This is a genomic window from Methylobacterium sp. ME121 (assembly GCF_000974725.1).
Taxonomy (GTDB): domain Bacteria; phylum Pseudomonadota; class Alphaproteobacteria; order Rhizobiales; family Beijerinckiaceae; genus Methylobacterium; species Methylobacterium radiotolerans.
In genome coordinates, this window is the sequence record NZ_BBUX01000010.1 from 62,070 (window position 1) to 89,062 (window position 26,993).

The 26,993-nt window shown below is 67.8% G+C and carries 26 protein-coding genes and 1 pseudogene; 15 read left to right on the top strand and 12 right to left on the bottom strand.

Annotation, left to right across the window (positions count from 1 at the left end; translation table 11 throughout):
* Nucleotides 1–302 precede the first annotated feature (302 nt).
* A complete protein-coding gene (locus tag ME121_RS09670; protein ID WP_059408740.1) occupies nt 303–1,736 on the top strand; it encodes a hypothetical protein in 1,434 nt (477 codons plus the stop codon).
* Between the two features lie 132 nt (nt 1,737–1,868).
* On the opposite strand, the gene ME121_RS09675 is transcribed toward ME121_RS09670, so the two are convergent.
* Nucleotides 1,869–2,765, bottom strand: a complete 897-nt coding sequence (locus ME121_RS09675; RefSeq protein WP_059408741.1) for a hypothetical protein — start codon at nt 2,763–2,765, stop codon at nt 1,869–1,871.
* Nucleotides 2,766–3,111: 346 nt separating this feature from the next.
* On the opposite strand from ME121_RS09675, the gene ME121_RS09680 reads away from it, so the two are divergent.
* Both ME121_RS09680 and ME121_RS09685 read left to right on the top strand, forming a co-directional pair.
* Nucleotides 3,112–3,531 carry a hypothetical protein gene (locus ME121_RS09680; RefSeq protein WP_059408742.1) on the top strand — a complete coding sequence of 140 codons (420 nt, stop codon included), beginning with the start codon at nt 3,112–3,114 and terminating at the stop codon, nt 3,529–3,531.
* Nucleotides 3,531–4,787, top strand: coding sequence for a hypothetical protein (locus ME121_RS09685; protein ID WP_059408743.1), 1,257 nt, complete (start codon nt 3,531–3,533; stop codon nt 4,785–4,787). The genes ME121_RS09680 and ME121_RS09685 overlap by 1 nt, the downstream gene beginning before the upstream one ends.
* An 18-nt stretch (nt 4,788–4,805) precedes the next feature.
* Here ME121_RS09685 and ME121_RS09690 read toward each other — a convergent pair whose 3' ends face one another.
* The 3 genes from ME121_RS09690 to ME121_RS09700 are packed head-to-tail and all read right to left on the bottom strand — an operon-like array spanning nt 4,806 to nt 7,779.
* Nucleotides 4,806–6,587, bottom strand: coding sequence for an ABC-three component system protein (locus ME121_RS09690; protein ID WP_059408744.1), 1,782 nt, complete (start codon nt 6,585–6,587; stop codon nt 4,806–4,808).
* Nucleotides 6,584–6,835: an ABC-three component system middle component 6 gene (locus ME121_RS09695; RefSeq protein ID WP_059408745.1), complete on the bottom strand. Its 252-nt coding sequence runs from the start codon at nt 6,833–6,835 to the stop codon at nt 6,584–6,586. The genes ME121_RS09690 and ME121_RS09695 overlap by 4 nt, the downstream gene beginning before the upstream one ends.
* Nucleotides 6,832–7,779: an ABC-three component system protein gene (locus tag ME121_RS09700; protein ID WP_089231314.1), complete on the bottom strand. Its 948-nt coding sequence runs from the start codon at nt 7,777–7,779 to the stop codon at nt 6,832–6,834. Before ME121_RS09700 ends, ME121_RS09695 begins: the two co-directional genes overlap by 4 nt.
* 939 nt (nt 7,780–8,718) lie before the next feature.
* On the opposite strand from ME121_RS09700, the gene ME121_RS33495 reads away from it, so the two are divergent.
* The 3 genes from ME121_RS33495 (at nt 8,719) to ME121_RS09720 (ending at nt 10,612) form a co-directional block, all read left to right on the top strand.
* The gene (locus ME121_RS33495; RefSeq protein ID WP_089231310.1) at nt 8,719–9,411 is read left to right on the top strand and encodes a DNA-binding protein; all 693 of its coding nucleotides are present in this window, start codon (nt 8,719–8,721) and stop codon (nt 9,409–9,411) included.
* A 65-nt stretch (nt 9,412–9,476) separates the two neighbouring features.
* Entirely contained in the window at nt 9,477–9,896 is a 420-nt protein-coding gene (locus ME121_RS09715; RefSeq protein ID WP_089231308.1) for a hypothetical protein, read from the top strand.
* 23 nt (nt 9,897–9,919) lie between these two features.
* The gene (locus ME121_RS09720) at nt 9,920–10,612 is read left to right on the top strand and encodes an alpha/beta fold hydrolase (RefSeq protein ID WP_059408775.1); all 693 of its coding nucleotides are present in this window, start codon (nt 9,920–9,922) and stop codon (nt 10,610–10,612) included.
* A gap of 51 nt (nt 10,613–10,663) precedes the next feature.
* Here the strand turns inward: ME121_RS09720 and ME121_RS33500 are convergent.
* Nucleotides 10,664–10,921: pseudogene (locus ME121_RS33500) on the bottom strand (DUF4113 domain-containing protein); the annotation flags it as partial.
* 547 nt (nt 10,922–11,468) lie between these two features.
* Here ME121_RS33500 and ME121_RS33505 point away from each other — a divergent pair.
* Both ME121_RS33505 and ME121_RS09730 read left to right on the top strand, forming a co-directional pair.
* Entirely contained in the window at nt 11,469–11,972 is a 504-nt protein-coding gene (locus tag ME121_RS33505; RefSeq protein ID WP_089231306.1) for a lipocalin-like domain-containing protein, read from the top strand.
* 115 nt (nt 11,973–12,087) lie between these two features.
* Nucleotides 12,088–14,178 (top strand): multicopper oxidase family protein, encoded by a 2,091-nt coding sequence (locus ME121_RS09730; RefSeq protein WP_059408750.1) that lies wholly within the window; start codon nt 12,088–12,090, stop codon nt 14,176–14,178.
* A gap of 105 nt (nt 14,179–14,283) precedes the next feature.
* On the opposite strand, the gene ME121_RS09735 is transcribed toward ME121_RS09730, so the two are convergent.
* A complete protein-coding gene (locus ME121_RS09735) occupies nt 14,284–14,889 on the bottom strand; it encodes a hypothetical protein (RefSeq protein WP_206406786.1) in 606 nt (201 codons plus the stop codon).
* Between the two features lie 128 nt (nt 14,890–15,017).
* Here ME121_RS09735 and ME121_RS09740 point away from each other — a divergent pair, with 128 nt between their 5' ends.
* Together ME121_RS09740 and ME121_RS09745 are read left to right on the top strand one after the other, a co-directional pair.
* Nucleotides 15,018–15,221 carry a CsbD family protein gene (locus ME121_RS09740; protein ID WP_059408752.1) on the top strand — a complete coding sequence of 68 codons (204 nt, stop codon included), beginning with the start codon at nt 15,018–15,020 and terminating at the stop codon, nt 15,219–15,221.
* A gap of 700 nt (nt 15,222–15,921) precedes the next feature.
* Nucleotides 15,922–16,293 (top strand): response regulator, encoded by a 372-nt coding sequence (locus ME121_RS09745; RefSeq protein ID WP_059408753.1) that lies wholly within the window; start codon nt 15,922–15,924, stop codon nt 16,291–16,293.
* 31 nt (nt 16,294–16,324) lie between these two features.
* On the opposite strand, the gene ME121_RS09750 is transcribed toward ME121_RS09745, so the two are convergent.
* Entirely contained in the window at nt 16,325–16,552 is a 228-nt protein-coding gene (locus tag ME121_RS09750; protein ID WP_059408754.1) for a hypothetical protein, read from the bottom strand.
* A gap of 268 nt (nt 16,553–16,820) precedes the next feature.
* Here ME121_RS09750 and ME121_RS09755 point away from each other — a divergent pair, with 268 nt between their 5' ends.
* From ME121_RS09755 to ME121_RS09770, 4 genes are all read left to right on the top strand, one after another.
* Nucleotides 16,821–17,678 carry a Dps family protein gene (locus ME121_RS09755; protein ID WP_059408755.1) on the top strand — a complete coding sequence of 286 codons (858 nt, stop codon included), beginning with the start codon at nt 16,821–16,823 and terminating at the stop codon, nt 17,676–17,678.
* A gap of 364 nt (nt 17,679–18,042) precedes the next feature.
* Complete coding sequence (locus ME121_RS09760) at nt 18,043–18,588, top strand: cytochrome b (RefSeq protein WP_059408756.1); 546 nt, start codon at nt 18,043–18,045, stop codon at nt 18,586–18,588.
* A 5-nt stretch (nt 18,589–18,593) separates the two neighbouring features.
* A complete protein-coding gene (locus tag ME121_RS09765) occupies nt 18,594–19,289 on the top strand; it encodes a VIT1/CCC1 transporter family protein (RefSeq protein ID WP_059408757.1) in 696 nt (231 codons plus the stop codon).
* Nucleotides 19,290–19,833: 544 nt separating this feature from the next.
* Entirely contained in the window at nt 19,834–20,229 is a 396-nt protein-coding gene (locus ME121_RS09770) for a hypothetical protein (protein WP_059408758.1), read from the top strand.
* Nucleotides 20,230–20,269: 40 nt separating this feature from the next.
* Here ME121_RS09770 and ME121_RS09775 read toward each other — a convergent pair whose 3' ends face one another.
* Entirely contained in the window at nt 20,270–20,983 is a 714-nt protein-coding gene (locus tag ME121_RS09775; protein WP_059408759.1) for a DUF6065 family protein, read from the bottom strand.
* Nucleotides 20,984–21,323: 340 nt separating this feature from the next.
* On the opposite strand from ME121_RS09775, the gene ME121_RS33510 reads away from it, so the two are divergent.
* Complete coding sequence (locus ME121_RS33510) at nt 21,324–21,500, top strand: hypothetical protein (protein WP_179239986.1); 177 nt, start codon at nt 21,324–21,326, stop codon at nt 21,498–21,500.
* Between the two features lie 325 nt (nt 21,501–21,825).
* On the opposite strand, the gene ME121_RS09780 is transcribed toward ME121_RS33510, so the two are convergent.
* The 4 genes from ME121_RS09780 to ME121_RS09795 all read right to left on the bottom strand — a co-directional run bounded on the left by ME121_RS09780 (nt 21,826) and on the right by ME121_RS09795 (nt 26,876).
* Entirely contained in the window at nt 21,826–22,074 is a 249-nt protein-coding gene (locus ME121_RS09780; protein ID WP_059408760.1) for a hypothetical protein, read from the bottom strand.
* Between the two features lie 138 nt (nt 22,075–22,212).
* The gene (locus tag ME121_RS09785; RefSeq protein ID WP_059408761.1) at nt 22,213–22,515 is read right to left on the bottom strand and encodes a hypothetical protein; all 303 of its coding nucleotides are present in this window, start codon (nt 22,513–22,515) and stop codon (nt 22,213–22,215) included.
* Nucleotides 22,516–22,531: 16 nt separating this feature from the next.
* Nucleotides 22,532–25,666 (bottom strand): efflux RND transporter permease subunit, encoded by a 3,135-nt coding sequence (locus ME121_RS09790; RefSeq protein WP_059408762.1) that lies wholly within the window; start codon nt 25,664–25,666, stop codon nt 22,532–22,534.
* Nucleotides 25,667–25,670: 4 nt separating this feature from the next.
* Nucleotides 25,671–26,876, bottom strand: coding sequence for an efflux RND transporter periplasmic adaptor subunit (locus ME121_RS09795; RefSeq protein ID WP_245337806.1), 1,206 nt, complete (start codon nt 26,874–26,876; stop codon nt 25,671–25,673).
* Between the last annotated feature and the right edge of the window lie 117 nt (nt 26,877–26,993).

A 26,993-nucleotide genomic window follows, 5' to 3' on the forward strand; every position in this document is an offset into this window, starting at 1 on the left:
GCTGGTAACGCCGAGAGCGAAGGCCCCACGGGTAAGCGGCCAGTGCGAGATGCCTGAGCCGAACTGCGGCGATGGCGAGATGGTCACGCAGCGAAACTGGGTCGACATGTGATGGTCCGCATGCGGCTGCTGAAGCCGTTGCGGGGATGGTCAGCCCTGGGGCGTGGCCAGTTCCAGGCCACGCTAAGCCAATTGGCGAAGATCTTTATGCCAAATTGTCCTTGGGGGCGTATGGCATACTCTTAATGCGACAGACGACGGCGGATCGCATGCTCCCGTCTCCCCCTGACCGGAGACCGACCATGACGACCGACGCCACCTTGACCGTGAAGGCGATGATGGACGACGCCCTGGACAGTACAGGCCCCGCCGCCGTCCTGGCCTTCGCCGCGGAGATGACGAAGCCAAAGAGCGGCTGGAAGGGCCCGCGGAAGCTCTCGCGGGAACAGGCGTTGGCCGCGACGCGCGCCGTGACGTCGATGTTGCGCCGCTTCGGGCTGCAGCCGACCAAGGTCCTTGTGGGAGCCGGGCGCGCGAGCCAGCCCAGCGCGACGGGACGCTTCTACCTGACGGACGGCGAGATGGCCGGCGAGCCGGTCACGAAGCGGCTGGCGACCGGCATCGGGGCCCATGTCGACCACGTGAAGGCCGTCGCGCGCCACGCCCGCAAGAATGGCCATGCCGTCGACGAGGGGGCGTTGCTCGCCGATCTGGCCGATGCGGTCGCGGCCTTCCTGGAGCCCTTCCGCGCCGAACCCGAACTCGAACCGGACGCGGAGCTTGCCGGGGACATCAACCGGATCGCCGACCACCTCTCGAACCCCGGGCGCCGCTTCGAGCTCGCCCGGTTTCTTGCCGAGGCGCGCCGGTTGGAACTCGGCTTCGACGCCGCGAAGGACGAGATGGTCTTCCACGGTCCGGCCGCCTCCATGCACGACGGCGGCAGCACCCCGGTGATCCCGCTTCTGACGCGGATGGTGGCCTACGCAGAGGCGACGGTGTCCCGGGGAGAATGGGAGGACGGCGAGGAGAACGCGTTGCTCTTCGCCCGCCCCAAGCTGACCCCGCTGGGCCGCACGCACTGTGCGATCTGCCAGGACGTCGGTCTCGGTGTGGTCGCCGACCCTGACCGCCGGGGCGGCCTGAGGATGGTCTTCACGCTGGACCCGGTGACCTACGTCGGCGAGCCCGGCCCGGCCGCCGAGGGCGATGCATGGGACACCGTCGGCTATGCGCGGTTCCTGCGTTTCGGCGCCCATCCGACGCCGGGCGACGTGGACCGCCTGCCCGAGGGCGAACTGTTCTTCGAGGCGGCAGCCCCGAGCCGATACGATTGCGAGGAGTACAGGGCCTTCCGCTCGCGGGTGGCGGCCGAGTGGGAGCCCGGGGACGAGGAGCGCCTTTGGTCGCGCCGGCACCTGCCGGTGACGCCCGAGACCTGCCGGATGCTGCTGGTGGAGGACGACCGGACCGCCTTCGACCTCTGGCGCTCGTTCGCCGAGATCCCGGAGCGTTCGGTGATGCCGCGAGACGCGGAGGACGATGCCGGCGTGGTGTCGAGGACCGTGCGGGCGAGGTTCGCCGCGTTGCTCTACGCCGATGCCGGGCCCTCGGTCGCGGGGCTCCTAGAGGCCGAGGCGGGGCGGCGGTGCGAGGCGCTCGACGCATTTCTCCTGAAGTCGGCCACCGGCCTGCGCCGCCGGAAGCTGGAGTTCAGGGCCCGCATGCGGCGGTGACGCAAGCCACGAAGGAATGGGTCGGGATCGGTCGCCCATACCCGGATGCGCGTCGGCGATGAGCCGATTGATCGAAGGTTACGGTCGAAGCCCGTGACGTTCGTCGTCTTTCGGTTTCGGCCCCGACGGCCGCTAGCGGAAAGTTCTGGAGGAAGCGGGCATATGGTTTCCCAGCACTTCCTCCACCGACTTCGAACCCGCGACCCTCTGGTTCATGCGAAGCAATGCGTCTTCGGTCAGGTCCTCAAGCGTGTCCCTGATGCCGTGAGGCACCGCCTCGTCCCCGAACCTGCTTTCCAAGGCGTTGATGATCATGGCGGCGAATGCCTTCCGGGTCGTGGAAGTCCGGTCGCGCTTGAAGGCGTCCTCGAACAAAGGCACATCGCTCACATCGACCGAGAAACCCATTTCCCCTCTCCTCGCGAGAACCCTGTCCCTCACGCCACGCAAATTGGCCAGCATCGCCAAACGGACGAACGCATCCGAGCGGGCCGATGGTTCCAGAACTGCGATCCGGTTCAAGATACGCTCCACCACCTGAGGCGTCGAGCCATCGCGACATATCACGCTCAGCACGACGTCGTTGATGGATGCGCTTCCCAGTTGCTTGTCCGCCCTCAGGTTGCGGGCATCCACAAGCCTGAAACTCAAACGGTCGCCGAGGCTCTCGAAGCTCGGCTGCATCGACATGTCCTGCCGACCGACATACACGCAGATTTGGTCGATCTCGGGCATCGGTGCGCCTGCGGCGATGACGTGCCTCCCTTCGTCCACCAGCCTCTTCGCGATGCCTCCGCGATAACGCAGCATCCGTATGAGCATTTCAGGATGATTGTTGGCCTGCATTTCGGCGTGAAGGAATGGTCCTTCGCCGGTCACACTGCGGGCGAGAACATCCACCCTAAGTTCCGTATCCTCGTACACCTCGCCGGGCAGAAAGTGGATCTTTCTGGGAAAGCCGATCTGTTGGAGAAACTCCGGGGCTCCCCCCGAGAGAAGCTTCTTCAGTGTGACGTCTATGTGTCCCAAGGCGCCCCTCCGAAGTTAAGCGTGACAGCTCGCAAGGACATCGACAAGTGGTCGAGGGTCGGTGTGGTCGCATGTCCAACGGCAAGAGCGGGAAGGCCGCCGCGCCGGGGCGGAAGCCGGTCGGCCGGGATGGGCGCCGACGCGGCTCAGGGCCGTTCCCGCTCTTCGGTGCAAGGAGGTTTCCTGGATCGGCGACGCCGGAAGCCGGAGTGCAGGACCCGCACGCGGCGGCGAGATGCATTCCTGTGAGGGCCTCCTACTTGCCGAGTACCGCGTGGCCATACAATCTAGGATTGATGCCAAGCGCGGACTCAAACCCGCACCCCAGCATACGGAGCGGCTCCCAATGGCCAAGGCAGACATCCGCGTCGAGCTCGTGACCGGCGGGGTTGCGACGGCGGGCCTCGACCTCGATGGGCTGCGCGACGACATCCAAGCCGAACTCGACAAGCTTGCGGGTCGGCTCGATCTGCCCTCCCCGAAGCCGAAAGCGGTGCCCCCGCCGAAGGGGGCGCAAGGCATCGACGCCGTGCTTCACTGGCTCATGCACGTCGCGGTCGAGCCGGACATGCTCAAGGTTTACTACCAGTCGTTCGTCTTCACGTTGAACGAGATCGCGGAGGCCCGTAAGCGCGACGCACAGGCCGGCGAGGAGGGCCGGAACGAAACATTCGTCGTCAGGGTGAAGGTGTTCGGCAAGAATATCGCGCTCCCGATGGCCAAGGCGGCGATCAAGGCCGCGCTGAAGGATGCGGGGATCTCCTGATGCCCGACAGGCGCGCCCTCGTCATCGGAAGTTGGCTGGCGAAGGGCCGCGACAGGCCGTCTCCCCAGCGAATCCGGGGCTTGACCGACCGCTGGACCAAGCTGTTCGTCGAAGACCGCTACGGCTACCGCAGCCTCCTCGATCCCGATGGAATGCCGGTGCCGCTCCACAACCCGAGACGCACCGAGGTCATCCATCATTTCGAGGCGGCCCGCGGCGTCGGGGCCGAGACCGAACTGCTCGTCTACTTCGTGGGTCACAGCACGAACCGGGAGACGCACGACCTCAATCTCGTGCTGGGCGTCGACGACGGCGGCAACGACAAGGTCATGTCCCTGACCCAACTCCTGCACGAGGCCAGGGACGCGAACTTCGCCCGCATCGTCTGCATACTCGATACGTGCCACGCCGGCCGTACCCGCAGAACCTTCGCCCAGCTCCTGGACCAATCCTTCGCGATGTTCGCCACCGGCGACGCCTACGCGTTCGAGGCCAATTTCTCGGATGCTCTCCTGCGCGCCTTCGAGCAGCCGATCCGGAAGAACGACCAGAGGGTCGACCGCTTGGCGGGCGGCATCACGTACGCCAGGCTGTTCGAGGAGGCACGACGCAGGCTGGTCGTAGGCAATCCCCGGGACTCGCAGCACCCGGTCTGCTTCGGCGATCTGGGAGACACGGTCGTCGTCGAGGCTCCGAACGTGGTCTCCGACCGTTACAACGTCTTCGCTTCGGACCGGACGGTCTACGGCCGGATCTTCATACTATTGAGGCTCATCAGGGACGAGGGCCGGCCTTTCGACGCCCTGGTGGCCGCGGCGCGCGGCAACGCGGCCTTTCTCCTCAAGGCCGGAGAGGCGGGTGGGGACGGGACATACGTCTCGCGGACACGCCTTTCAGACTATGTCGACTTCCTGCGGAAGGTGAGGTGGGTCGCCGGTCGCAACGACGGACTATCCGTTACCCCCGAAGGTCGCGACGCCTGTGCCGAAGAGCGTTCGAACCGAGCCTTGATCGATGCGGTCGAGCGGTACGTCCTGCCCGCCGACCTGACCCTCGTGCGTCTCGACGAGTTCGTCCAGGGCTTGCTCCGCGATATGATACCGCCGACACCGGGCCGGATCAGCGACCGGGCCGCCATGAGCGGCCATGTGCTGCGCTTGGACGGCGCCACGCGGATCGCCTTGCTGCTGCTGCCGACCACCGGCCGTTTCATGAAGGGGGCCGCGGATGCGATATTCCCCGCCGCCGTCGGCTGATCGGACGAAACTGCGGGGTCAGTCGAAGCGGAAGCCGAAAAGCCCCCCGTCCTCGCGGTCCGAAAGCACGGGCTTTACGACTACATCGTCCCAGGCGATGGCGGTTCCCGGCGACAGTGTTTCCTGGACGTCCGAGTTCAGGCAGACGATGTACTGGCCGCCGAACGTCTCGGCCGATGCCTTGCCCAGTTCGAGTGCCTTGAGGACTTGGCGCGCGTCGACGCCGTCGAAAAGCCGGCTGTCGTGGATGAGGAAGCCCGGCCCCATCTTCTTCCTCTGCCAGAGAGTGAACAGCGCAAAGTCGAGGCAGAAGATCTCCATGTTGGAAATCCCGCCGCCGCTGTCGCCTTGGATGGTGATGCGGAACTCCGCGCCGTTGTCGGTCGCCTCGACCTCGAAGCCTCCGGTCCGGTCGCCCTGGTACAATTCCTTGATCGCCCCTCCGATGAGAAGCATCGCGTCCTCGGTATGCGATTGCTTGTCCTGAAGGTTGGCGCTCAACTGCAGCTTGATGTTGCCGCGCTCAACGTCGAGTTGGGTCGATTCCCGTTCGAGCGCTTCCGCGGACTTCAGACGTTCCTGAAGGGATGCATGCGAAGCCTCGGCTTCCGCCAGCAAAGCCTGCAATTCGACGAAGTCTTCGAGCGCGCCGCCCGCGCTCAGGACGCGGAGTAGGCGCGTCCTCTCGACCTCAAGCGACGCCGAGCGCCGTTCCCCGTCGCGGAGCTCGCCTTCCGCGCGCGCGATCTCGCCCGTCAAGTGAGCCCGCCTGTTCGCGAGGACCGACGCCTGGAAAGCGGCGACCTGATCGCGACGCCGCTGCACGACGAGGCCGGGCAATTCCACGCCGACGGCCTTGAACAAGCGCTCCACGTCGGCCAAGGCGGAGGTTGCCTGCTCGCCCTCGACGGCGTTGCGTAGGTAGGCGATGGTCTCGTTGAGCGACACGGCCCGGCGCGCGATGGCCTGGATCTCGGTCTTCGCCCTCGCAGCCTCCGCCGACAACTCCTTGTACGAGTCCACCACTTCGAAGCGCGAGAGCCGGTCGCGCAGTTTCTCGGCCTTATCCCTGGCCAGCACGACCAGGGGGCGAAGCTCCGCCGACTTTCCGATCACCGGGCCCAGGGCGCCGCCCTTCGCGGCTTTCTTCAACTCCTTGAGCATGCGCTCGCGCTGGCGGACGTTATGGAGGGCGTGGGATACGCGCCAATCCAAGCCGAGGAGGTAGGACAGGTTCTCCTGCCAATCCCAGCGCTGCTGCTGGCCCGCCTGGAGTTCGGGCGAGTTGAAGCCGCCGGACCGTTCGCGTCTCGCGAAGTACGAGAACATCGAGCGGAACCCGGGGGTGTAGGGCTCGCCGTAACTGGAACCCTCCAGGGTCGCCGGCAGCCCGAACATGACGTGGCCGAGGTACTGCCTCCAATCGGCGTTCGAGACGTAAGTCGCGCCCGACGCCTTGTCGACCTTGATCGCGACCCCGAGACGCTCGGCGACCTGGGCATCCACGAGGACCCTCGCCGGGGCCGCCCCGCTGCGCTCGACGCGGACGTCCTCGCCTGCGATGCGAAAAGTGCCGTGGAAGGAATGTCCGGCGAGGGCATCCTTGCGGAAGAGGTCGCCCTTGTCGCAATCGGCACCGAGCAGGAAGTGGACGAGCTCGACGAAGCTCGACTTGCCGGCGCTGTTCCGGGTCCGCCCCTCGTCGGAGCCTTCCGCACGGGTCGAGAGGACCACGTTCAACCCGGCCCGGAACTTGAGTTCCTTGAACTTCGGGAGGCTGCTGCCAAGGGTGAGGATCATGGCTCACCCTTCCCCGGCGCGATCATGCCTCCGGTCATGTGAACGGCCCCGACCGTGTACAGGAACGTCAGCGCGGTCACGAACCAGTCGAACGAAACCGGATCGGAGTGCTGGCGCGCCTGATGCGCGGTCCGGAAGCTCTCCCATAGATCGGACACGTCGCGCGGATGCCGGAGTTGTTCCAGGATCTCGCCGCCGACGCCGAGAAGGGAACGCGCGCCGGAGAGGTGCTTGCCGGGCAGGATCATGCCGCGGTCCCACCCGGCTTGTCCTCGAAGATGTTGCAGGCGTCGAACAGGAACGTGAGGATCGCCCCGGCGGCGACGATCCGGTCGTTCGTCACGGTCCCGATCCCGACGATGCCCTCGTAGAGCTTCTGCATGATGTCGCCGGCCGCGAGCCCCTGCTCCCTCAATTGCACGTAGCGGGCCTTGAAGAGCGCGGCGACCTTCTCGCCACGCTCCGCGTCGAGGTGCTGCCCGAAGTAGTCCTCGATCAAGGGGATGTTGCCCATGTGCCCCCTGATCGTGTGGCGCCAGTGCGGGGGGATCTTGTTGATCTCCAACTTCTTTGAAGGCACCGGCTTCGGTTCGATGCTCCCGTCGAAGGGCGTTTCGTCTATGGCGGTCATGATGCCGTCGACCAGATCGGCGACATCCTTGATCTTCATGTTCCGGGTGTCCTCGGCCGTCACCGCCATGCCGATCAGCGAGATGATGTCGGCCTCGTGCATGCCGAAGATCGCATCCTCGAACCCGGCCCGGCCGAAATGCCCGAACTTATGACCGCCATGGACGAGACGCATCTCTTCCAGCTTGATCACCGTCGCATCGGTCGCGGTTCCGTCGAGCAGGTTATGGACGAAGTGCCATTCCTTCATGGCGCTCCTGAGGTGGCCGCTGGCCTTGGCGAAATCCTCGTCCATCTTCTCGATGATGCTCGGCACGCTCGGCGCGGCATCGTCCACCTTGCCGTAGCAGGCGAACGCCCGGCCGACCGAAGCCAAGTAGCCGTCGCAGCCCCTGTCGCCGAGGGTGCCGAGCGGACGCGTCTTGATGAAATCGTCCCTGTGGGCGCGGGTCATGACGTCGGCGAAGAAGTCCTGGAAGGCGACGCCGCTCAGCATCCTCAGCTTGAGGTGCAGCTGGAGTTGCCACGCATAACGTTGCTCGCTGGTCATCCAACCGGACATCGGTCCATCCCACCTGGGGTCCATTGAAGACAGGTCGCCGGCAGCCCACAAGGGCAAGCTATGCCATTCCGAAGGGATTCGTCCGACCCGACCTCCAATGGCCAATCCGGGAAGGACGAGTCCTTATCGACGATGGTACGCGACCGCGCATAAGGCGCCCTTCGCGAACACATAGAGAACACGCCCGGTGGTTCCGGTCCACCGGGCCAAGCGTCCCAGACCGCGCTGTTCGTGCTCAACCCGGCGGTAATCCGCCCTGAGGTCGATGGCCGCCTGCAACCAATCACCATATGCCGCCGAGCAAGGCTGCGTTCGAACGCCGACAGCCTTGACCCCCGGCGGAGCCGCGTCAGTTTTCACAACAGTGGGTCCGGTCGCGCGCAGCGCTTCCAAGCGACACCTGGGTGGATGTCCGCCCGGGCCGAACCCCCGGTCGAACCGGGGGCCGCCGCCAATCCCTCGCACCTTCGGGGCGCGGGTGAGGTCGTCGGTCGTGACCCGCTTATCGTAATCACGCGACCGCGCCTCCTATCGAAAGGAGCGTTGCATCATGTCCGTGACAAACACCGAACGCACCCAGCCTAGCCTTCGCCATCGCCGCGCGAGGTCCGACTGCAGCGTCAAAACCCTGGAGCGGGTCATCAAGCGGGTTTTCGACCTGCCCCCCGGAAGCGTCCGCATTGTCCGCCCCGATGGCCGGAAGATGAGGAAGGACGCGTTCGTCAACCGCCTCCGCAAGCTCTGGAAGCACTGACGGCGGGGCGCGGTCGAGGGACCGCGCCCCTGAGCCAACAGGCCGAAAACCATCGCGCGCGAGGTATCGGATGGCGCTACCCGGTACCCGGGCGACGAGTCGCGAATCCGCGCCTTCGCGGGACCCGCCGGCAGCGCTCGCTTAACCCGGACCGGGCATGCTTCCCGCACCCCCGGGGAGCACCCATGCCGTCCGAGTTCACCGTCTTCCTCGTCGCCGACGCCATGCTCGCCAAGGGCGAGCGGCCCAGCCTGCGCAAGGTCCGCGAGGCCCTGCCCACCGGCGGCTCGCCGCGCGAGGTCTGCAAGCACCTGCGCGCGTGGCGGAAGAAGCGCGGCTACGACCCCAAGCTCGAACCCACAGACATGTCCAAGGCCATGAAGGCCGCCGGGCAGGCGCTCGCCCTCGACCTCTGGAAACAGGCCAAGCGCGAGGCCACCCAAGCCTTCTCCCGCGAGCGCGAGGCCGCCGCCGCCATGGCCGCCGACGAAAAGCAGGACCGCGAGCACCTGCTCGGCATGGTCGAGACCCTCCAAGCCGAAAACGCCGCGCTCGTCGCCAGGGCCGAGGCCGCCGCCGACGAGGCCGCCCGCGTCCTCGCCCGCCTCGCGAAGGTCGAGAACCAACTCGACCGCTTCCGGGCCGAGGAGTTCTGGGACCGCGTCATGGGGGAGATAGCCGAGCTCATCGCCGAGCGCGGCCCCCTCACGCCCGACGAGATCCTGTCCGGGCTGCGCACCTGGACCATCCGTGGCGCCGCACTCCACAAGGAGCCCCTCACCGCCGGCACCCTCCGGAAGAAGATGGACGTGCGCGTGACCCATCGGCGCTACTTCGAGGCGCCCGTCGATGGGCGATACGGCCGACGGGAAGCCTGAGGCCCCGGGTCAAACACTCTTAAGACGCATCGTCCAGGATGGCCCTCCGCTCCACGGAGGCATCCATGTCCGATTGGCACCAAGTCGTCTTCAACATCGCCGTCGTGACCAATTCCCACGGCGGCCGAGGTTCTCGGGCCACCTTGAGGGCCGAGGACCGGGCGGACGTGCTTTGGGTGTGCTGGAAGGACGGCGACGGTGCGCCCCACGCGCGGGTGGTGCGCGGCCGCGACCTGAACCAACCGGACCTCGTGCACGCCGCCCACCGCGTCGATGACGAGGATCAAGCCGTCGATTTCGCCGAAAGCTTCGGTGACGAAATCCCCGTCGGCGACGACGGCAAGACGCTCATGCTCCCGGAGCCGGCCGCGCCGGAGCATCACGTCGCCACGCTCCTCTCCGGCCGTTTCAAGAGCACGATGGGCCTGCGGCCCGTCGACGGCGGGACGAAGTGGGTCCAGGCTACCCCAGCCCTTAGTGCGTGAGCGACGACGGCGAGGCGCCGGACATGCACATCCTCCTGCTCCCGGGGTTCATGGCGGATGCCTCCCTGTGGGACGATGTCGTCGCCGATTTCGGCGACGTCGGCGAGGTTTCCCACGGCGATCTCAGTCGCTCGGCGACAATCGAGGGGATGGCGAGCCACGTCCTCGCCTCGGCGCCTCGCCGCTTCGCAATCGTGGGGTTCTCGATGGGCGGCTACGTCGCCCGCGAGGTCGCACGGCTTGCGCCGGACCGGGTGCAGGCCCTCGTCCTGGTGGCGACGTCGGCCAGGGCCGACACCTCTGCCCAGACACGGCGAAAGACGTTCGCCGCGAGGAACGTCGACACCGAACGCTTCCGCGGGCTGAGCCGGAACGGCGTCCTGAGTTCGCTGCACCCCGACCGGGCCGACGACGAGGCCATGATCGAGCGGGTGCGGGCGATGAGCGAGCGCGTCGGGGGGGCGGTGTTCGTCAGGCACGCCTCGCAGGAGCGAACCGGCGACCTCGACCGCCTCGCCTCGATCCGCTGCCCCACCCTGGTCGTCGCCGCGGAACGGGACGCCCTGCGCAGCCTCGACGAGAGCCGGGAATTGCGCGACGGCATCGCCGGCGCCACGATGGTCGTGGTCGAGGGTACGGGACATATGATCCCCATCGAGCGGCCGGCCGAACTGGCGGCCGCCATCGTGCCGTGGCTGCGTGGTCACGCCGTGTAGGATACCGGCATCCCTTGATCCTGCTTCGCAAGCCGCCTTCACGGCCGGGATCTCGTCGAGCTTCGTGGTCCATCGGGGCGAACGCAACTCGAACTTGGTCGACCGTTCCCCCTTTGGGGCGAACCCAGCGCATGCCAAGACGACCGCGGCCCGCCTGAAACGGCGATTGCAGGCGTCGAGGGCCGACATCGGCACGGCGCCGTGCTCGCGGTCGACCGCCGGCGATGCGCGGGCGGTACCGTCCGAGGCGGCGCGCGTGATGATGCACCGGGGCTGGAAGCGGTCCGGGCTCAAGGCGCGAGCGCCCATTCCGGCGCAGCGCCGGGGCAACCGCCGCGCAATGGTGGCGCCGGCGCGCAAGACGGGGCTGACGATGCTCCAGTTGCGGGCGGGCGGCTCAGCCTTCCGCCTCGGCGCGGTACACGCCCTGGCCGCCAAGACCGCAAAGGCGTCTCACCGTTTGCCGGGATCGAGGCCGGGTGCGCCCCTTCTCGCAGGGTCGTGCTCACGGGGACGTGCCAGAGGCGAACCGGAATGACGTGGATGGTGGCCCTATGGCAAGTCCGCCGTCGCATCCAGACTCGTCCCTCATCGAAACGCGATCATGAGGCGGCCTGCGCGCAGACCACAGACAAAAGCCGAGAGCCCAGTGGGTGCAAGGTCAGGATATGCAGCGGACCAAACGCCGAGCTCACCCCGGACTGACCGGGGAATACAAAATTCGACCTGTGCCAACCCATTTCGGCCTGAGACAATACCTTAGTCTTCAGAGGTAGTGGTAATCGACGAAACGTACTACCCTATTCGACCGACGAACGCGGCTCGGACCTGAGGGTTCAGTAGGGAGGGAGAGACCATGAAGCGGACCGATGCCGTCTCTGTCGGGCTCGTGCTCTGTATCGGCGTGATCGCCTTGCCGGCCCGTTCGGCAGAAAACCTGCCCGTCGTTGGGACGTGGCAACTGAACGGATATTCGCAAGAATTCCTGGACACGAATGAGGTCACTCGGCCTTTCGGCGACCGACCGACCGGATACATTCAGTATTCGCCAGGAGGTCATGTGGTCGTCTTTCTGATGAGCGGCGATGCACCGAGGCCGGCAGCGGCGGCATACACGGATGCGGAGCGGGTGGCGCTCCAAAAGAGCATCGTCGGCGCCTACGCCGGCACTTATAAAGTCGAAGGAAACAAGATAATCCACCACATCCTAACCTCGTGGCGGCCGGAATGGATCGGGGGCGACCAAACCCGTTTCTTCGAGATCGAAGGAAAGCTGCTTACGATCAAGACGGCACCGATCAAATTTACGCGTACCGGCCAGGACATGGTCTCGACGCTCACGTTCGAACGAGTAGAGTAGCCCCCTTATTCATCGATTCCTTGAGATCGTCTCGCAAGATTTACCCCTGGCCCGAACGGACTTCGTTCGTCCGTGCTCCGACTTTCGGGCCGACCAAATGAGAGAAGGACCGTCGATGCGCGTTCCGATCCTCTTGGTTGCGACGCTCGTGTCGGCGGTCGCGCCATCGCTCTCCCGGGGAGCCGATCTCCAGCCGCCACGCCCGCTGTCGGGCGCTGCCGTGGCCTCCACGCCGCCGACCGGGGCCGGATGCCCGGCGCCGGGACCGTTCGGATCGCGGGTCAAGGCACACCTATACGTCCGCAACGCGCTCCGGGACGACGTCGGTCCGTACAAAGTCACGCTTCCCGGCTACAGCGCGGGGAAGGAGAACCTGTACCGGCCGTTCCTGGTGACGGCGCAGCCCGGCGACACGCTTCGGTTCGACCTGACCAACGAATTCGCCGATCCCACCGCTCCGGACAGCGGCATCAACCTGCACACGCACGGGCTCATCGTTCCGCCGCGCCGGTGCCCGCCCTACGGCGACTCCGTCTACGTCGAGGATCAACCCGGTAAGACCGCCAAGTTCGCCATCACGATCCCGGCGAAGCTGCCGGGCGCCTTGTTCTGGGGCGGGGGCCCGGACCATCCCTATCCGAGCGGCTTGAACTGGTTCCACGCCCACGTGCACGGCAAGGCCAGGATCGATGTGATGGCCGGGCAATCCGGCCTGCTGCAAGTGGGCGACACGCTGGCGGACCTGAAGGCGACCCCCGGGTTGAACCCCGCGGCCAAGGCCGCCCTCGACCGGACCGATGTCCGCTACGTCGCGCTACGCGACATCCAGCTTCGCGTCGGCGCGGACGCGACGCCGGACAAGCCGACCAGCGCCGGGGCCGTCGCGCAATGGCTCAAGGGGGATGCCTACTCACCCGGCGCCTGCCCCTCCCAGTCAAATCCATCGTCGAAGAACCCGCCGGACACCCCGTCCACCGCGATCCCCGGCTTCTGCTTCGCTCCCGACAAGGGGTCGGCGCCGCCGACCTCGACCGTGTGGATGTTCACCGTGAACGGCCAAGCCTTCCCGACGGACCGAATGGTCGCCGGGCGCAATCAACTCCTGCGCATCGCGAACCTCAGCGCCAACGTCAGCTATCTGCTGCAGATCAGCGACGACGCCGCGCCGGACGAACCGAAGGCCATGGACGTCGTCACGGTCGACGGCCTGATAGCCGGAACCGTGCCGGCCGGCGGGGCCGGCCTCAAGGTCGGCGTGCAGTTGAAGTCGCTGCTTCTCATGCCGGCCGGACGCGCCGAGATCTTCCTGCCGGCGCCCAGACCCGGTGCGGGCACCATGACGTTGCGAACGGCCGGGATCACCACCGGGTCCGCCGGCGATCCGTGGCCGCGCATCGACCTCATGCGCATCGAGGCGCCGGCTCCCATGGCGGCGACACCTCGGATGCACGCGGCATTCGCGCCGGCGGCCGGGCGCCTGCCCGAAATCGTCCTGCCCCGCAACGGCGGCGCGTCCCCCCTAGCGAAAGCCCGAATGTCGCCGACCGCCGCGGCGGCCCCGGAGAACTGCATCGTGCTGCCGCCGGGCCAGGCCGCCAGGCGCCGGATCACGTTCGCGAACAGCGAGGACGGCAAGGAATTCCGCCTCGGCAGCGAGGTCGTCGCCGGGGACGGGACGCCCATCGATCCGGCACACACGACCGTCAAGCCGAGCGTGTTCCCCCACGAGGCGATGGCCGCCCCGCAGTCCATTCCCCACGTCTGCGCACGCTACGGGGAGCAGGAGGTTTGGGAGCTCATCAACACGACCAAGGAACTGCACAACTTCCACATCCACCAGGGCAAGTTCCGTCTCTCCGAGGCTTCGGACACGGGGGTCCCGCAAGGGCCGCTCTCCATCCAGGACCCTACGAACATCATCGCCGGCTACGTGCCCGAGGCGCAGGGGGCGACCCCGAATGCCGGCGTCGACGTCTGGCACGATACGCTTCCGGTCCCCCCGGCCGCCGACGACGGTCGGCCGGGTCGGGTCTTCGTCACCATCCCCTTCCATGCGCGCCAGCAGATCGGGTTCTTCGTCTTCCACTGCCACATCCTCGAACACGAGGACGGAGGCATGATGTCGGTGGTGCAGGTCTATGATCCCGCCCATCCCGATCAGGGTTCGGAACGGGCACAGGCGGAGATGGGGCATGTCCATCACTGAAGCCGACGCCGAGGCTTCCTACGAGGAACCTCCGGGCCGGCATCGCGAGCCGCACGGATGGCCGCGCCGACGAGCGGAACCGGCGGCGGCCTCACCGACGTCACGCTAGGCCGCACCGGAATAGGCGAGCCACAGGAAGTAGACTCCGTAGCCGGTGACCATCACCGCGGCGATGCCATCCAACACGTAGGGGGGCACGCGCCGGAAGATGCGGGCGCTCCTCAGCAGCAAGCCCAGCAGGGCGACGACGGCCAGCCCCGCCCCGACACCGGTGGTCGCGGTCGCCGGCCCCTCGCGCAGCGAGACGCCGAGCCAGACCACCAGGATCTCCAGCCCCTCCGCCGCCAAGGCCCAGGCCGCGACGCCGACCCCTCCGGCATTGACCGGCAGGTCCCAGCCGGCGCCATGGGGTCCAACGTCCGGGCCGTGTCGCTCGCCCAGGCCCGTGAGGAACTCGTAGGCGAGGTACAGGCCGAACCCGAGCAGCAGCAGGGCGGAGATCCAGTCCAGCCAGTGCAAGGCGATCCGGTAGGCGGCGACCTGCAACAGGGCCGCCAGGACCGCGACGCCGGCCGCCCCCAGGAACGACCCGAACGCGACGCTGCGCCAACCGAACCGATAGGCCGCCGTCGCGATCACGGTGGCGGCGATGAACAACTCCGTGAACGTCACCTGGAAGGTGGCGACGGCCCCGAACCGCGACAGCGTCACGTCATCCTCCACCCTCGCCCTGCGGGCAAACCTTCGATGCCTGAGACGTGACCGTCCCCGGGGAACGACCTGCGATCCGAGGCCGTTCGACGTTCCCGTGACCGATCCGGCCGCGATGGAGAACCGCCATGAGCAGCACCACCGACAAGATCAAGGGCTTGGCCAACGAGGCCGTCGGCAACGTGAAGCAGGGCATCGGCAACGCGACGGGCAACGACAAGCTGAAGGCCGAGGGCCACGCCCAGGAACTCAAGGGCGAGGCCCAAAAGGCGACCGGGGACGTCAAGGACGGCGCCAAGCACGTCGCCGACAAGGTCACCGGCAAGGCATGATCCGGCCGCCCGGGGACGCGACCGTTCCCGGGCTTTAACCTCTGGATGACGACCGCCATTGCCGACGAGGGAATGCCGGTCGCCGTCATTCTCGCCGAACGATAAGCGGACGAGGCGGCCTTAAAGGTAGTGTTCCTGTATCCGGCAGTATCCCTAAATTTCAATTCATCCGGGAACGGGTCCGGCCATGGCCGCCTTGCTGTGATCCATTGGATCGGCGAAGGATGAACAAGACTATGAGGCGGGCCATTCTGGGGCTACTCGCCATCGCGTCGGTTGCGGCCCCGGCCATCGCCCGGCCCTCCAAGACACAGCTTCTCGTCCCCGCTTCCCTCGTCAAACCGGTCGATGCCCTCCACCGGACCTGCGGCGGTGCATGCCTGAAGAGCGGAAGCCTGCAATGGTTTTGCGGTCCCGCGCAGTCCTGCGCCCTGAGCTGCTCGACCGCGCCCCCGCAACTGCTCTGCAACGGCGGACGATAGTTGCCTGCCTGGACGCTGGACCGCGACCATTCCGGGGGCCGTCGGCAGGTTCGTAAGGACCGTCGCGTGCCGAAGGTATGCGATCTTTGTCGCCACCCCGCCGAACTTCGGTTCGCGGACGAACATCGGGCGAAATTCACTTCCTCTACTAATCTGGTTGGTGGCGACGATCTTCCGGTCTGCCCAGAAATCGGACCAGGGCGAGCGGAGCTTTGCCGATGACAGCTTTGGCCGGCCGAAGCATCCTCGTCGTCGAGGACGACTACTATCGTGCACATCTCGTCAAACGGACGCTTGAGGCCGCCGGTGCCACGGTGCTCGGTCCGGTGCCGTCGGCCAGTGCGGCGTTGCATCTTCTCCATGACGGCCGGCCTGACGCCGCGGTCCTGGATGTGGATCTTCGCGACGGTCTCGTTTTCCCGGTCGCCGATGCTCTCGCCTCGGTCGGCGTGCCGTTCCTGTTCACGACCGGCAGCGATCCGAGAATGCGGCCGGTCCGGCACGCGACGGCGCCTTGGCTGGTGAAGCCGGTCGAGGAGGCCGCGACCACCCGGGCGCTGGAAGAGCTTCTGCGCGTGGCGCCGCCGTAGCAGGGCGTCGGACCCGAGACGGGGTACGGCGTCAAGCCGGGTCGAGTTCGTGGACAAGCGTCGAGAGGTAGAGGGCGATCCGCCGGCTCGCCGCCTGGTCTGGGGTCGCGACCGAGAAACCCACGTCGAGGACATCGTCGCCGTAGCGCCTGATGACCGACTCGGCCATCAGCGCGACTTCGCGTTCCGCGCGCGCCGTGAGGACCCGACGTCCGTCGCGGGTCGCCAGCCGCACCTCGTAGCGCAGAGTGGCCGTCACCGGTTCGATCCCCCCTCAAGAAGCCGCAGCCGCCCGGCAGCACTCGCCGGGACAAGGCCAAGCAACGAACGGACCCCCGAAAGCGCTCCGAAGGCATCGCCGACCCGTGCCCCGGACCGTCCCCGGTGGCAAGCGATGCGGGGATCACCGGTTCGTAAATTCGGGTTCACACCGGAACGGGAAGAACGCCCTGGTTGTCCTTGCTGAGGTCTGCCGACCGCCTGCGGGCGTGCCGGTCGTCCTCGAAGCAGTCTTCCCAAGGTTTTAGATGACCCGTTCGATTTACGCCGTGGCGGCCGCGCTCCTGCTGGCCTCGACGGCGCTCTCTCCGGCCCTGGCCCGCGAGGCCGCCACGGCCGCCGGTTCCACAAAGGCCGCAGCCCCCTCCGCCACCCAGATCCTGGCGCGCATGCAGGTCGCCCAGGAAACTACCGCCACGCCGCCGTCGGGCTCGCAGTCGTCCGACCAGAAGACCGACGGGGTGCGCCAGTCCTCGCAGACCCAGGTGACGAGCCGCCAGCCGACCGGCGCGTTCCCGACGAACGAGGTCAGCCGCCAGCCGGTGATCGACCTCGGCGCCGGCGAGGACGGGATGAGGAAGGACGTCGCCGCCCTCCAGCAGACCTTGACCGAGTTGCAGCAGCTTCAGTTGCAGACGAAGCAGGCCCACTGGAACGCGTCCGGCACCCTGTACTACCCGCTGCACCTCCTGCTGCAGGAGCACTACGAGGGATTGTCGAAGTACGCCGACACCATCGCCGAGCGGCTGCTGGCCATCGGCGTCTCGGCGGACGGGCGCGCCAACACCATCGTGAAGACCTCGGGCGTGCCCGAGATCCCCGGCGGCTTTCTCGACGACGCGCAGATCCTCGTATGGTTCACCAACGCCTACAAGCGTGTCGGCGAAGAGGTGCACGCGGCCATCAAGACGACGGAGGACGTCGATCCGACCACCTCGAACCTCCTGCAGGAGGTCGAGCACGGCATCGCCAAGTACCAGTGGCAGATGCGGGCCCAACTCCAGCGGACGCAGACCGACCCGAACACCGGCTGGGATCTCAACGACAACAAGCCGGTCGACCTGCAGGGCCAGAAGGCTCCGGGCCAGGCGCCCGCCAAGCCTTGAGGCGATGCGCCCCCGCAGCCAGGCGCGGGGGCGCCCTTGACCCGCAAATAGTTTATAGTAGTTCTAAAAAGGCTATGCAGCCTCGGGATCGAACCGCTCCCCCGCCTCTCCTCACGCCCGGTCAGCGGGCCATGCTCCTCCGGCTCGACCGGGAGGGGCCGCTCGTCTCGCCCAAGCCGTGGGAGATGCGCACCGTCCGGTCCCTGCGCGAGCGCGGGCTGATCCGGCCGCGACTGTCGAGCCGGGACCCCGAGGGCCTTTGGTTTCTCAGCGCCAAGGGCAGGCGAGCCATCGCCCCGGCGGGCTCGGCGGTCCGCGACCGTCATCACACCGCAGCATCACCGGCTTAGGCAGGACCTCGACCATGACGGCACGTGGGGACATGACGCGCCAGGCGGCGCGATACGACGGCGGCACCATCGCGCTGCATTGGCTGACCGCCGTGCTCGTGCTCGGCTTGTGGCTGGTCGGGACTTTCCTCGAAGACCTTGTCCCCAAGGGCGCCCTGCGCTCCGGCATCTGGTCTGCCCATTTCGACCTGGGCTTCCTTCTCACCGGCCTCGTCGTCGCCTTCCTCGTCTGGCGTCGGACGAGGGGTCGCGACCTGCCGGTCGAGGATCCCGGCCCCCTCCATCGCTTGGCCAAGGCGACCCACGCCGCGCTGTACGTCCTGCTGATCGTCATCGTCGGCCTGGGCATCGCCAACGCCTTCGTGCGCGGCGTCTCCCTCGGTCCGGTGAGCTTGCCGCAACTCGGCGACCCGGAATGGCGGCGGTCCCTGACGCACTGGCACGGGCTCGCCGCCAACATCCTGATGGCCCTGGCCCTGTTCCACGCGGTCGCCGCCCTCGTGCACCACTACCTCTGGCATGACGCCGTCCTGCGTCGCATGCTGCCCCGGAGATCCTGACGACCATGCGACCCGTCCACCGTGAGCGTCACCTCATCGACCGCATCGGCTGGCTGCGCGCCGCCGTCCTCGGCGCGAACGACGGCCTCGTCTCCACCGCCAGCCTGATCGTCGGCGTGGCGGCCTCCGCCGCCAATACCGGCGAGATCCTCGTCGCCGGGAGCGCCGGCCTCGTGGCGGGCGCGATGTCGATGGCGGCGGGCGAGTACGTCTCGGTCAGTTCCCAGGCCGACACCGAACAGGCCGACCTCGCCCGCGAACGCCAGGAACTTGCCGACGACCCGGGCGCCGAGCGGGAGGAACTGGCGCGGATCTACGTCGACCGCGGCCTCGACCATTCCCTCGCCCTTCAGGTCGCCGAGCAACTGATGGCCAAGGACGCGCTCGGCGCCCACGCCCGTGACGAACTCGGCATCTCCGAGGTGACGGCGGCCCGGCCGGTCCAGGCGGCGCTGACCTCGGCGGCGACCTTCTCGGCCGGCGCGGCGTTGCCCCTGGCGACGGCGGCGCTCTCGCCCGGCAACCTCGCGGTCTACACCGTGTCCGGGGCCTCGCTGGTGTTCCTGGCCGTGTTGGGCGCGCTCGGCGCGAAGGCGGGCGGCGCACCCATCGCCCGGGCCACGGCGCGGGTGACGTTCTGGGGCGTGCTGGCCATGGCCGTCACGGCGGGCATCGGCAGTCTGGTCGGCAAGGCCGTCTGACTACCGCTTCGGAACGTGGCAGTACATCTTCGGCGGTGCGGTCGCGCAATCGAGCGAGCAGTCTGGTCGGGCCGGAGAACCACCGCAGGGCGCCGGTTCTCCGGCAGGAGCCCGAGCAATGCCGGTGGGCCGCGTCGGTCGGCTCGACGAAGGATGCCTGCGCGTCCGGTGACACCACGAATCGCTGGGCCCAGCCTGCGCGGATGTCCGCAAGTTGGATCAGCAAGGCCCCCGCCACCGTCCCGCCATCGCCGTCTCGTCGAAGAACGGCAGGCCCAGGCCGTATGGCTTTGGGAACGATGCAATGTCGTAATTGCGCCGGACGCGGCAACTAAGGCTGCGAAGGAAACCGACTGAACTTCGTCTCACGACGTATCGGCGCCGGTCAAACGAACGGAAGCGAGGACTTCGGCGCTCATCCCGGAGAAGTGATGGCCTGGCCCTGGCTTAACCGGAACGGCTTTCCGGCGGGTGGTGTTTTTGGCGGCGCTTCGGTCCGCGCTTCTCCGAGGACGGAAGCGGCGTACAAGGAAGGATCCCGTCGATGGACAAGACAGTCGCTGGCCTGATCGGGGCCGTCACCCTGCTCTCCGCCGCCGACCCGGCGCAGGCCGCCATGCCCGCTCCGACAGGGCTGACCGCCGCCATGCAGGCCGAGAGCTACGCCGACCTGCTCAAGCCAATCCCCGATGCGGTGGCGCTCCTCAGGGAGGCCGACGAGGCCGAAGCGAAGGCCGAACCGCTACCGGCCGCCTCCGAGGGCGAGGCGACGGTCCAGCAGGCGCAGTATTACTACTACCATCACCACCACCACCATCATCACGGTTTCTACGAGCCGTACTATCATCATCACCATCATCACCACCGGTACTACCGGCGGTACCATCATCATCATCACCACCATCACCATCACGGCTACTTCGTGCCCTACGGGTATTGAGCCCGACGCGGCGGGGCGAACGTCCCCGCCCCGTCCGACCTCACCGTTGGCTCTTGGCGGCGCCCAGTATGCGCCGATAGGTGCCGTCGAAGACGGTGTTTGTTGCCGACGTCCATTGGGAATCGGCCGCCAACGTCTCGCGGCTGGCGTAGATGCGGCGCGATTGGAGTTCGCGCTCGGCGGCCTCCTCCTCGGACATGGCCACCAGTTCGAAGTCGTCGTCGGCCGGGACGACGGTGACCTGCATGAAGGGCTCGTCCTTCCGGAACACGTGGGTGCGGCCCTCGTCCGGGGACTTGAAGACCATAAAGTACATCATCGGCCACCAGTGCCGGATGAGGGCCGGCACGGCGACCGGTACGGTCCCGGTCCGGTCGGTGTAGAAGCGCGGGTGGGTCTCGGTCTTGATCGCCCAGCCTTCCTCCACCTTCAGGTCGATGAGGATCTGATAGGTGTAGTAGGCGTCGCCGAAGCTCCGGAACGGCGGCCGTTGCGGCCCCGGGCCGCCGGGCTCGGCGAAGTCGCCTTCGAAGACCAGCTTTCCGTCCCGGGTACTCACGCGCAACTCGGCGTCGTAGGGGTAGAACAGCTCGATCCCGCCTTTGGCCGCCTCCGAGAAGGGGATGCAATGCCAAGCATATTCCTGCGAGCCGTCCGTGCGGGGCTCGGGATCGCCCGCCCAACCGGGGATTTCCAAACGCGTCCGCCGGGGGCGCAGACCCGGCTCCATCAGCCTGACCTTCACCTGTCGCATTCTCGACCGTCCCTTCGATGTCGCGATGAAGATAGGGGAGCGGAAGGACGGTTCGGAGCGAAGCACCACCATGTGATCGCTCGATGGCGTCCCGCGAGGCAGTTGTCCGGTGAAGCCCCGGGTGCGACCGATTTGTGGAAACGGTGCATTCAGCCGCGTCGGCAAAACCCGTCTTGCGTCGCCGGTCTGCTCTTGAAGTCGAAGCGATTATTGTCGTTCGCCGCAGCCATTCCGCTCATGAACGGGCACTGGTGGACGGCCGGGACTGCGGCGCGCCGGATCGAACCGCGCCCGGTTAACGTTCCTGGCCGCCTACAATGGCCAAACCGGAGGAACGCCCATGCGTATTCGCTACCTGCTGCCGCTCGTCGGCATGCTCGCGCTCGCGGCCTGCAAGGACGAGAAGAAGGCCGAGAACACCGTGCCTCCGCCTCCCCCGCCCCCTGCCGCCACGGCGCCGGCGAACCCCGCGCCTCCTCCGGCGACGACCAACCCCGCGCCGGCCACCAAGCCGTAGTGATCACGCACTGAAGTCGGCGGGTCGTGTTCGTATCCCGAGCTACCAGGACCCGCCGGCCTCCACCGATGCCGTTGCCGTCGCCACGGTCAGGGATCTCATTCCCGGACGGAGCAACGGCGACCGCAGTCATAGGCAGCCAGCGGTTCGTCGCACGGTCAAACCGTCTTGCCATCATCTACGACCCTGCGAAGGCGAGCGAAGCAGCATCGCGCGTGAGGGGCTCATCGAGGAAGTTCCGGGCCCGCCTCAGCCGGCTTTTGCGGACGTCCTTGCGATGGCCGTCACTGCCGGCATCGGGAGGCTGGTCCGCAGTGCCGTCCGATCACCGCTTCGGGTCGTGGCAGTGCATCTTCGGGGGCGCGCTGCCGCAATCGAGCGAGCAGGATTGGTCGGGGCGGCAGAACCATTGCAGGGCGCCGGTCTTCAAGCACGAGCCGGAGCAGTGCCGATGCGCCGCGTCCGTCGGTTCGACGAAGGATGCGGGCGCGTCGGGCGACGCGGCGGGTTGCTGGCCCAGGGCGGCGGAAAGCCCGGCCACGGTGGCGAGCATCGCGAACATGGTACGGATCATGTGCAACCCATCTCCGGAGTTTTCGTCGGTTTGAAGATCTTGTCGGCCGGCCGTTCGAACGAGGTTCGGGGATCGGGCGGCAGGCGTCGACCGGTTGCGGCAGGCTGGTCGGACGTTGGGAGACGCGGCGTCCGGCGGTCACGGACGTACGACCGTCGGAAACTTGGTTGAGAGCCCCGCGCATACGGCATCCAGGTTCCTATAGGCGGCCAGCCGGTCGAACTGCGCCGCGCCGGAGTAGATTTCCGTCGCGCCGATGCTGGATCCGACCTCCTCGAAACATTCGCGCGCCTGCTCGACGATGGCGGGATTGAACGCCGAGAACCGGCAGGCCGCCGTCGCTTGCCTGAGGAAGCCGTGCATGCGCAGGAAGTCCGGGCAGGCGAATGTTCGCGACGCCGCGGGCGCGACCATGCCGCAGACCAGGATCAGCCCCGCCACGAATGAAAGTCTTCGGTCACGCATCGACGCTGACCCGACCTGCGGGAAGCGGTGACCGTCCTTCCTTCGCGACCGCCTTGGCGCCCGGCCAACGCAGTTTGGAAACGAAGGGGTAGACCGCGGGCAGCACCACGAGCGTCAGCAGCGTCGCGGTGAGCAGGCCGCCGATCACGACCGTCGCCAGGGGACGTTGCACCTCGGCGCCCGCGCTGGTCGACAGCGCCATCGGCAGGAACCCGAGCGTCGCGACCAGGGCGGTGGTCATGACCGGGCGGAGCCGCATCCTCGCGGCTTGCATCGCAGCCGCCTCCGGCGAGAGGCCCGAGCGTTCCAGGTCGCGGATGTAGCTCGCCAGGACCACGCCGTTCAGCACCGCGATGCCGAAGGTGGCGATGAACCCAACGGCGGCCGAGACCGAGAAGGGTAATCCGCGGAGGTAGAGCGCGACGATGCCCCCCGTCGCCGCCACCGGCACGTTGAGGAAGATCAAGCCCGCGATCCGCAGATCGCCGAACATGACGACCAGCAGCAGCAGGATCGCCGCCATCGCGGCGGGAACCACCACCGAGAGACGTGAGGTGGCCTCCTGCAGGTTCTGGAATTGCCCGCTCCATCGGAGGGCGTAGCGCGGCGGCAGGGACACCTGGCTCCTGACGGCTTCCCGCGCCTCCGCGACGAAGCCCTGGACGTCGCGGCCCCGGACGTTGGCCTGGACGGAGATGCGGCGCTGAAGGCGCTCGCGGCTGATCTGCGCCGGCCCGGTCCCGGCCTCGACGGTCGCGACCTCGGACAGCGGAACGAGCGGCCGGCCCGCGCGACCGACGGGCAGGGAGCGTATCCGCCCGACGTCGCCGCGGTCGCCGGCGTCGAGCCTCACCACGATGTCGGTGATGGCGTTGTCCTCGCGGTAGACCATCCCGGACGAGCGTCCTCCGACCGCTTCGACCACGTCGAGGATGTCGCTCGCGCTGACGCCGTAGCGAGCCGCCGCGGCGCGGTCGACCTGGATGGTCACGGCCGGCATCCCGGCCTGCGCCTCGGCCTTCACGTCGGCGGCCCCGCGGACGCCGGAGACGGCGCGCACGATGGCGTCGGCCCTGTCCTTGAGGACTTCGAGATCGTCGCCGTAGAGGCTGATGGCCACGTCGCCGCGCACGCCCTCCAACAGGTCGTCCATCCGCATCTGGATCGGCTGCGAGAAGGAATACGCCACCCCCGGCACCTTCGCCCGCAGGCGCGCTTCGAAGGCCGCCACGAGCCCCTCCTGCGTCTCCGCCGTGGTCCACGTCGAGGGGTCGGTCAACGCGATGAAGCTGTCGGTCGATTCCACGCCCATCGGGTCGGTGGGGATCTCGGCGCTGCCGGTGAGCGACACGACGCGCTTCACTTCCGGAAAGGACTTCAGCACCGACTCGATCCGGTTGACCGCCATGAGGGACGCGTCGAGGTTGATGCCCGGCAGCTTCTCCGAGGTGACGACGATGGAGCCCTCGGAGAGCTTCGGCAGGAACTCCCCCCCTAGCCGGGTCGCCAGCAGGCAGCTTCCCGCGAAGAGGACAAGGGTTACGAGCACCGTGACGCCCGACCGCCGCTCGGCGACCCGGAGCACCGGCTCGTAGGTCGCGCGCATCGCACGGACCAACCGGGTCTCCCGCTCGCCGACGCCGCTGCCCGAGAGCATGATCGCCGCGAGCGCGGGCATCAGCGTCATGGTGAGGACGAGGGAGCCGGCGAGCGCCAGGATCACGGTCACCGCCATCGGGCGGAACATCTTCCCGGCCACACCTTCGAGGGCGAGCACCGGCACGTACACGAGCATGATGATGGCCACCGCGAAGAGGATGGGCTTCGCCACCTCGGCGGCGGCGTCGCGGATCACCTCGAAGGGCGGCCGGTCCGGATGCTCGCCGCGGGCGCGCAACACGTTCTCGACCATCACCACGGCGCCGTCGACGATCAGGCCGAAGTCGATGGCGCCGAGGCTCATCAGGTTGCCCGACAGCCCGAGGAAACGCATGCCCGCGAACGCCATCAGCATGGAGAGCGGTATGGCGGCCGCGACGACGAGCCCGGCTCGCAGGTTGCCGAGCAGGAGGAGCAGGACCGCAACGACGAGCGCGGCGCCCTCGACGAGGTTGTGCTCGACCGTGCGGATCGTCCGCTCGACGAGGGTCGACCGGTCGTAATAGGGCTTGATCTCGACGCCCGGCGGAAGTTGGGGGCTCAGTTCCTCGACGGTGGCCTTCACCCTCTCCACCACGGCGCTGGCGTTCTCGCCCTGCTGCATCATGGCGATGCCGACCACCGTCTCGCCGCCGGCGTCGTGGCTGACCGCGCCCAGGCGGACCTTCGGCGCCTCGACGACCTCGCCGAGGTCCGCGACGGTGACCGGCAGGCCGCCAGCATTGGTGGCCACCACGATGCCGGCGATGTCCGAGGGGCCCTTGGCGAGGCCGAGGCCGCGGATCGTCTGCTGCTGGTCGTTGTGCTCGATGTAGGCACCGCCGCGCGCCAGGTTGTTCTCGGACAACGCGGCGTAGACCTGCCCCAGCGTGATGCCGTAGCGTCGGAGCGCGTCGGAGGAGACGCGCGCCTCGTAGGTCGGCAACTGTCCGCCGTAGATGTTCACGTCGGCGATGCCGGGCGTCAGCTTCAACCGGGGCGCGACGGTCCATTGCAGGATACGCTTAAGCTCCATCGGCGAGTATGCGGGACCGCGCAGCTCGAACTGGTAGATCTCCCCGAGCCCCGTCGCCATCGGACCCATCTGCGGGTCGCCGACGCCTGCCGGCATCATGGCCTTGGCCGCGGGCAGCCGCTGGAACACCTGCGCGCGAGCTTCCGTGACGGGAACGCCGTCGTCGAAGGTGACGTAGACGGCGGAGACGCCGGCCCTCGACGTCGAGCGGATGCCGGTGAGCCCCGGCGCGCCCGCCATCGCGTTTTCCACGGGGAAGCTGACCAGGCGCTCGACCTCAAGCGGCCCGAGGCCCGGCGACTGCGTGAGGATCATCACCTGCTTGGGCGAGATGTCGGGCACCGCGTCGACGGACAGGCCCCGCAGGTTGGCGAGGCCGCCGGCCGCGCCGGCCAACGCGACCGCGAGGACGAGCCAGCGGCGGCGGATCAGGAGGGAAAACCAAGCCGACATCGGATCAATCCGTCGAGCCCAGGAGGCCGCGCATGAGGATGGCCTTGAGGCCGAAGCTGCCGTCGGTCGCCACGGTCTCGCCCTCGGTGACGCCATCGACCACCTCGACCCAGTCGGGCCTCTGCAGTCCGAGGGTCAGCGTCCGCCTCTCGAAACGCTCCTCCCCCGTGCGCACGAAGGCGATGGGACCGTCTTGCGTCTGCTGGACGGCGGAGGCCGGTATGGTCACCCCCTCCCGGTTGAGGTCGGCGGCGATCTCGACCGAGACGAACATGTTGGCGCGCAGCAGGCCCGCCGAGTTGTCGATCTCGATCCGCGCGGGTGCCGTGTTGCTGGCGGGGTCGACCGCGGCGTTCACGGATCGGACCCGGCCGTCGAGGCGGGGACGGCCGGGAGCCGCCCTCACGGACGCGGCGTCGCCGGCTTTCACCGCGGTCATGTCGCTGCCGTAGAGGCTCGCCAGCACCTGCACCCGTGACGGATCCGCCACCGTGAAGGCATCCCGGCCGGTATCGACCACCTCGCCCAGGGTGATGCCCGCGGTCGTCACGACGCCGTCGAGGGGCGCGACGATGGCGCTGGTGCCCGGGGCGGCCCCGGCTTCCGGGGCGAGGCGCTCGTACTGGGCGGTGAACAACTCGACCTTCGACTGGGCCGAAAGCGTCGCCGCATGGGCCTTGGCGAGATCGACCCTGCGGCGGTCCGCCTCCGACTGCGCGACGCCGCCGACCTTCAGGAGATCGAGCCCGCGCTTCAGGTTCGTCTCGGCGACCGCCTCGGTCGCCTGCGCCTCGGCGAGGCTCGCCTTCGCCTCGGAAAGGCCGTTGCGCGCGTCGAGGACGCCCGCCGCGTCGAGGGTCGCAAGCGTCTGTCCGGCCCGGACGGCGTCGCCGGGTTGAACCGCGAGGCTCGTCACCCGGCCCGGCGTGCGCGGCTTCACGTGCGCGACGCGACGCTCGTCGAAGGCGACCGTCCCCGGCGCCCGCACCGGCTGAAGGAGCCGGCGGGTCGTCGCCTGCCCCGAAGCGAGCCGGAGACTTGCCTGGCCGGCGGCATCGAGGATCACCACGTTCGGATCGACCTGGGTCGCGCCTTCGGCCTGGTCGCTCGACCGCGTCGACGCCTCAGGGGCGGCCTCCGCCGCGAACCCCATCCGAACGAGGTAGGGGCGAATGACCGCCTCAGTCGAGGGGAGCAGCGTATCGCGCATCGACCAGACGCCCCCGCCCATCAAGCAGACGACGCCCAAGACAACCGCCGGCAGTCGTATTGCGCGCGATATGGATGTCCGGTAGCGGACGTCGGCCGTCGCGCTTCCGGGAGCCGC

Bases quoted from the DNA above. Each gene is read 5' to 3' on its own strand.
- ME121_RS33510 (WP_179239986.1), top strand. From the start codon at position 21,324: ATGCGTATTCGCTACCTGCTGCCGCTCGTCGGCATGCTCGCGCTCGCG.
- ME121_RS09770 (WP_059408758.1), top strand. From the start codon at position 19,834: ATGGACAAGACAGTCGCTGGCCTGATCGGGGCCGTCACCCTGCTCTCC.
- ME121_RS09685 (WP_059408743.1), top strand. From the start codon at position 3,531: ATGCCCGACAGGCGCGCCCTCGTCATCGGAAGTTGGCTGGCGAAGGGC.
- ME121_RS33495 (WP_089231310.1), top strand. From the start codon at position 8,719: ATGCCGTCCGAGTTCACCGTCTTCCTCGTCGCCGACGCCATGCTCGCC.
- ME121_RS09780 (WP_059408760.1), bottom strand. From the start codon at position 22,074: ATGATCCGTACCATGTTCGCGATGCTCGCCACCGTGGCCGGGCTTTCC.
- ME121_RS33505 (WP_089231306.1), top strand. From the start codon at position 11,469: ATGAAGCGGACCGATGCCGTCTCTGTCGGGCTCGTGCTCTGTATCGGC.
- ME121_RS09730 (WP_059408750.1), top strand. From the start codon at position 12,088: ATGCGCGTTCCGATCCTCTTGGTTGCGACGCTCGTGTCGGCGGTCGCG.
- ME121_RS09715 (WP_089231308.1), top strand. From the start codon at position 9,477: ATGTCCGATTGGCACCAAGTCGTCTTCAACATCGCCGTCGTGACCAAT.
- ME121_RS09790 (WP_059408762.1), bottom strand. From the start codon at position 25,666: ATGTCGGCTTGGTTTTCCCTCCTGATCCGCCGCCGCTGGCTCGTCCTC.
- ME121_RS09745 (WP_059408753.1), top strand. From the start codon at position 15,922: ATGACAGCTTTGGCCGGCCGAAGCATCCTCGTCGTCGAGGACGACTAC.
- ME121_RS09680 (WP_059408742.1), top strand. From the start codon at position 3,112: ATGGCCAAGGCAGACATCCGCGTCGAGCTCGTGACCGGCGGGGTTGCG.
- ME121_RS09695 (WP_059408745.1), bottom strand. From the start codon at position 6,835: ATGATCCTGCCCGGCAAGCACCTCTCCGGCGCGCGTTCCCTTCTCGGC.
- ME121_RS09740 (WP_059408752.1), top strand. From the start codon at position 15,018: ATGAGCAGCACCACCGACAAGATCAAGGGCTTGGCCAACGAGGCCGTC.
- ME121_RS09755 (WP_059408755.1), top strand. From the start codon at position 16,821: ATGACCCGTTCGATTTACGCCGTGGCGGCCGCGCTCCTGCTGGCCTCG.
- ME121_RS09690 (WP_059408744.1), bottom strand. From the start codon at position 6,587: ATGATCCTCACCCTTGGCAGCAGCCTCCCGAAGTTCAAGGAACTCAAG.
- ME121_RS09670 (WP_059408740.1), top strand. From the start codon at position 303: ATGACGACCGACGCCACCTTGACCGTGAAGGCGATGATGGACGACGCC.
- ME121_RS09765 (WP_059408757.1), top strand. From the start codon at position 18,594: ATGCGACCCGTCCACCGTGAGCGTCACCTCATCGACCGCATCGGCTGG.
- ME121_RS09775 (WP_059408759.1), bottom strand. From the start codon at position 20,983: ATGCGACAGGTGAAGGTCAGGCTGATGGAGCCGGGTCTGCGCCCCCGG.
- ME121_RS09760 (WP_059408756.1), top strand. From the start codon at position 18,043: ATGACGGCACGTGGGGACATGACGCGCCAGGCGGCGCGATACGACGGC.
- ME121_RS09720 (WP_059408775.1), top strand. From the start codon at position 9,920: ATGCACATCCTCCTGCTCCCGGGGTTCATGGCGGATGCCTCCCTGTGG.
- ME121_RS09795 (WP_245337806.1), bottom strand. From the start codon at position 26,876: ATGCGCGATACGCTGCTCCCCTCGACTGAGGCGGTCATTCGCCCCTAC.
- ME121_RS09700 (WP_089231314.1), bottom strand. From the start codon at position 7,779: ATGTCCGGTTGGATGACCAGCGAGCAACGTTATGCGTGGCAACTCCAG.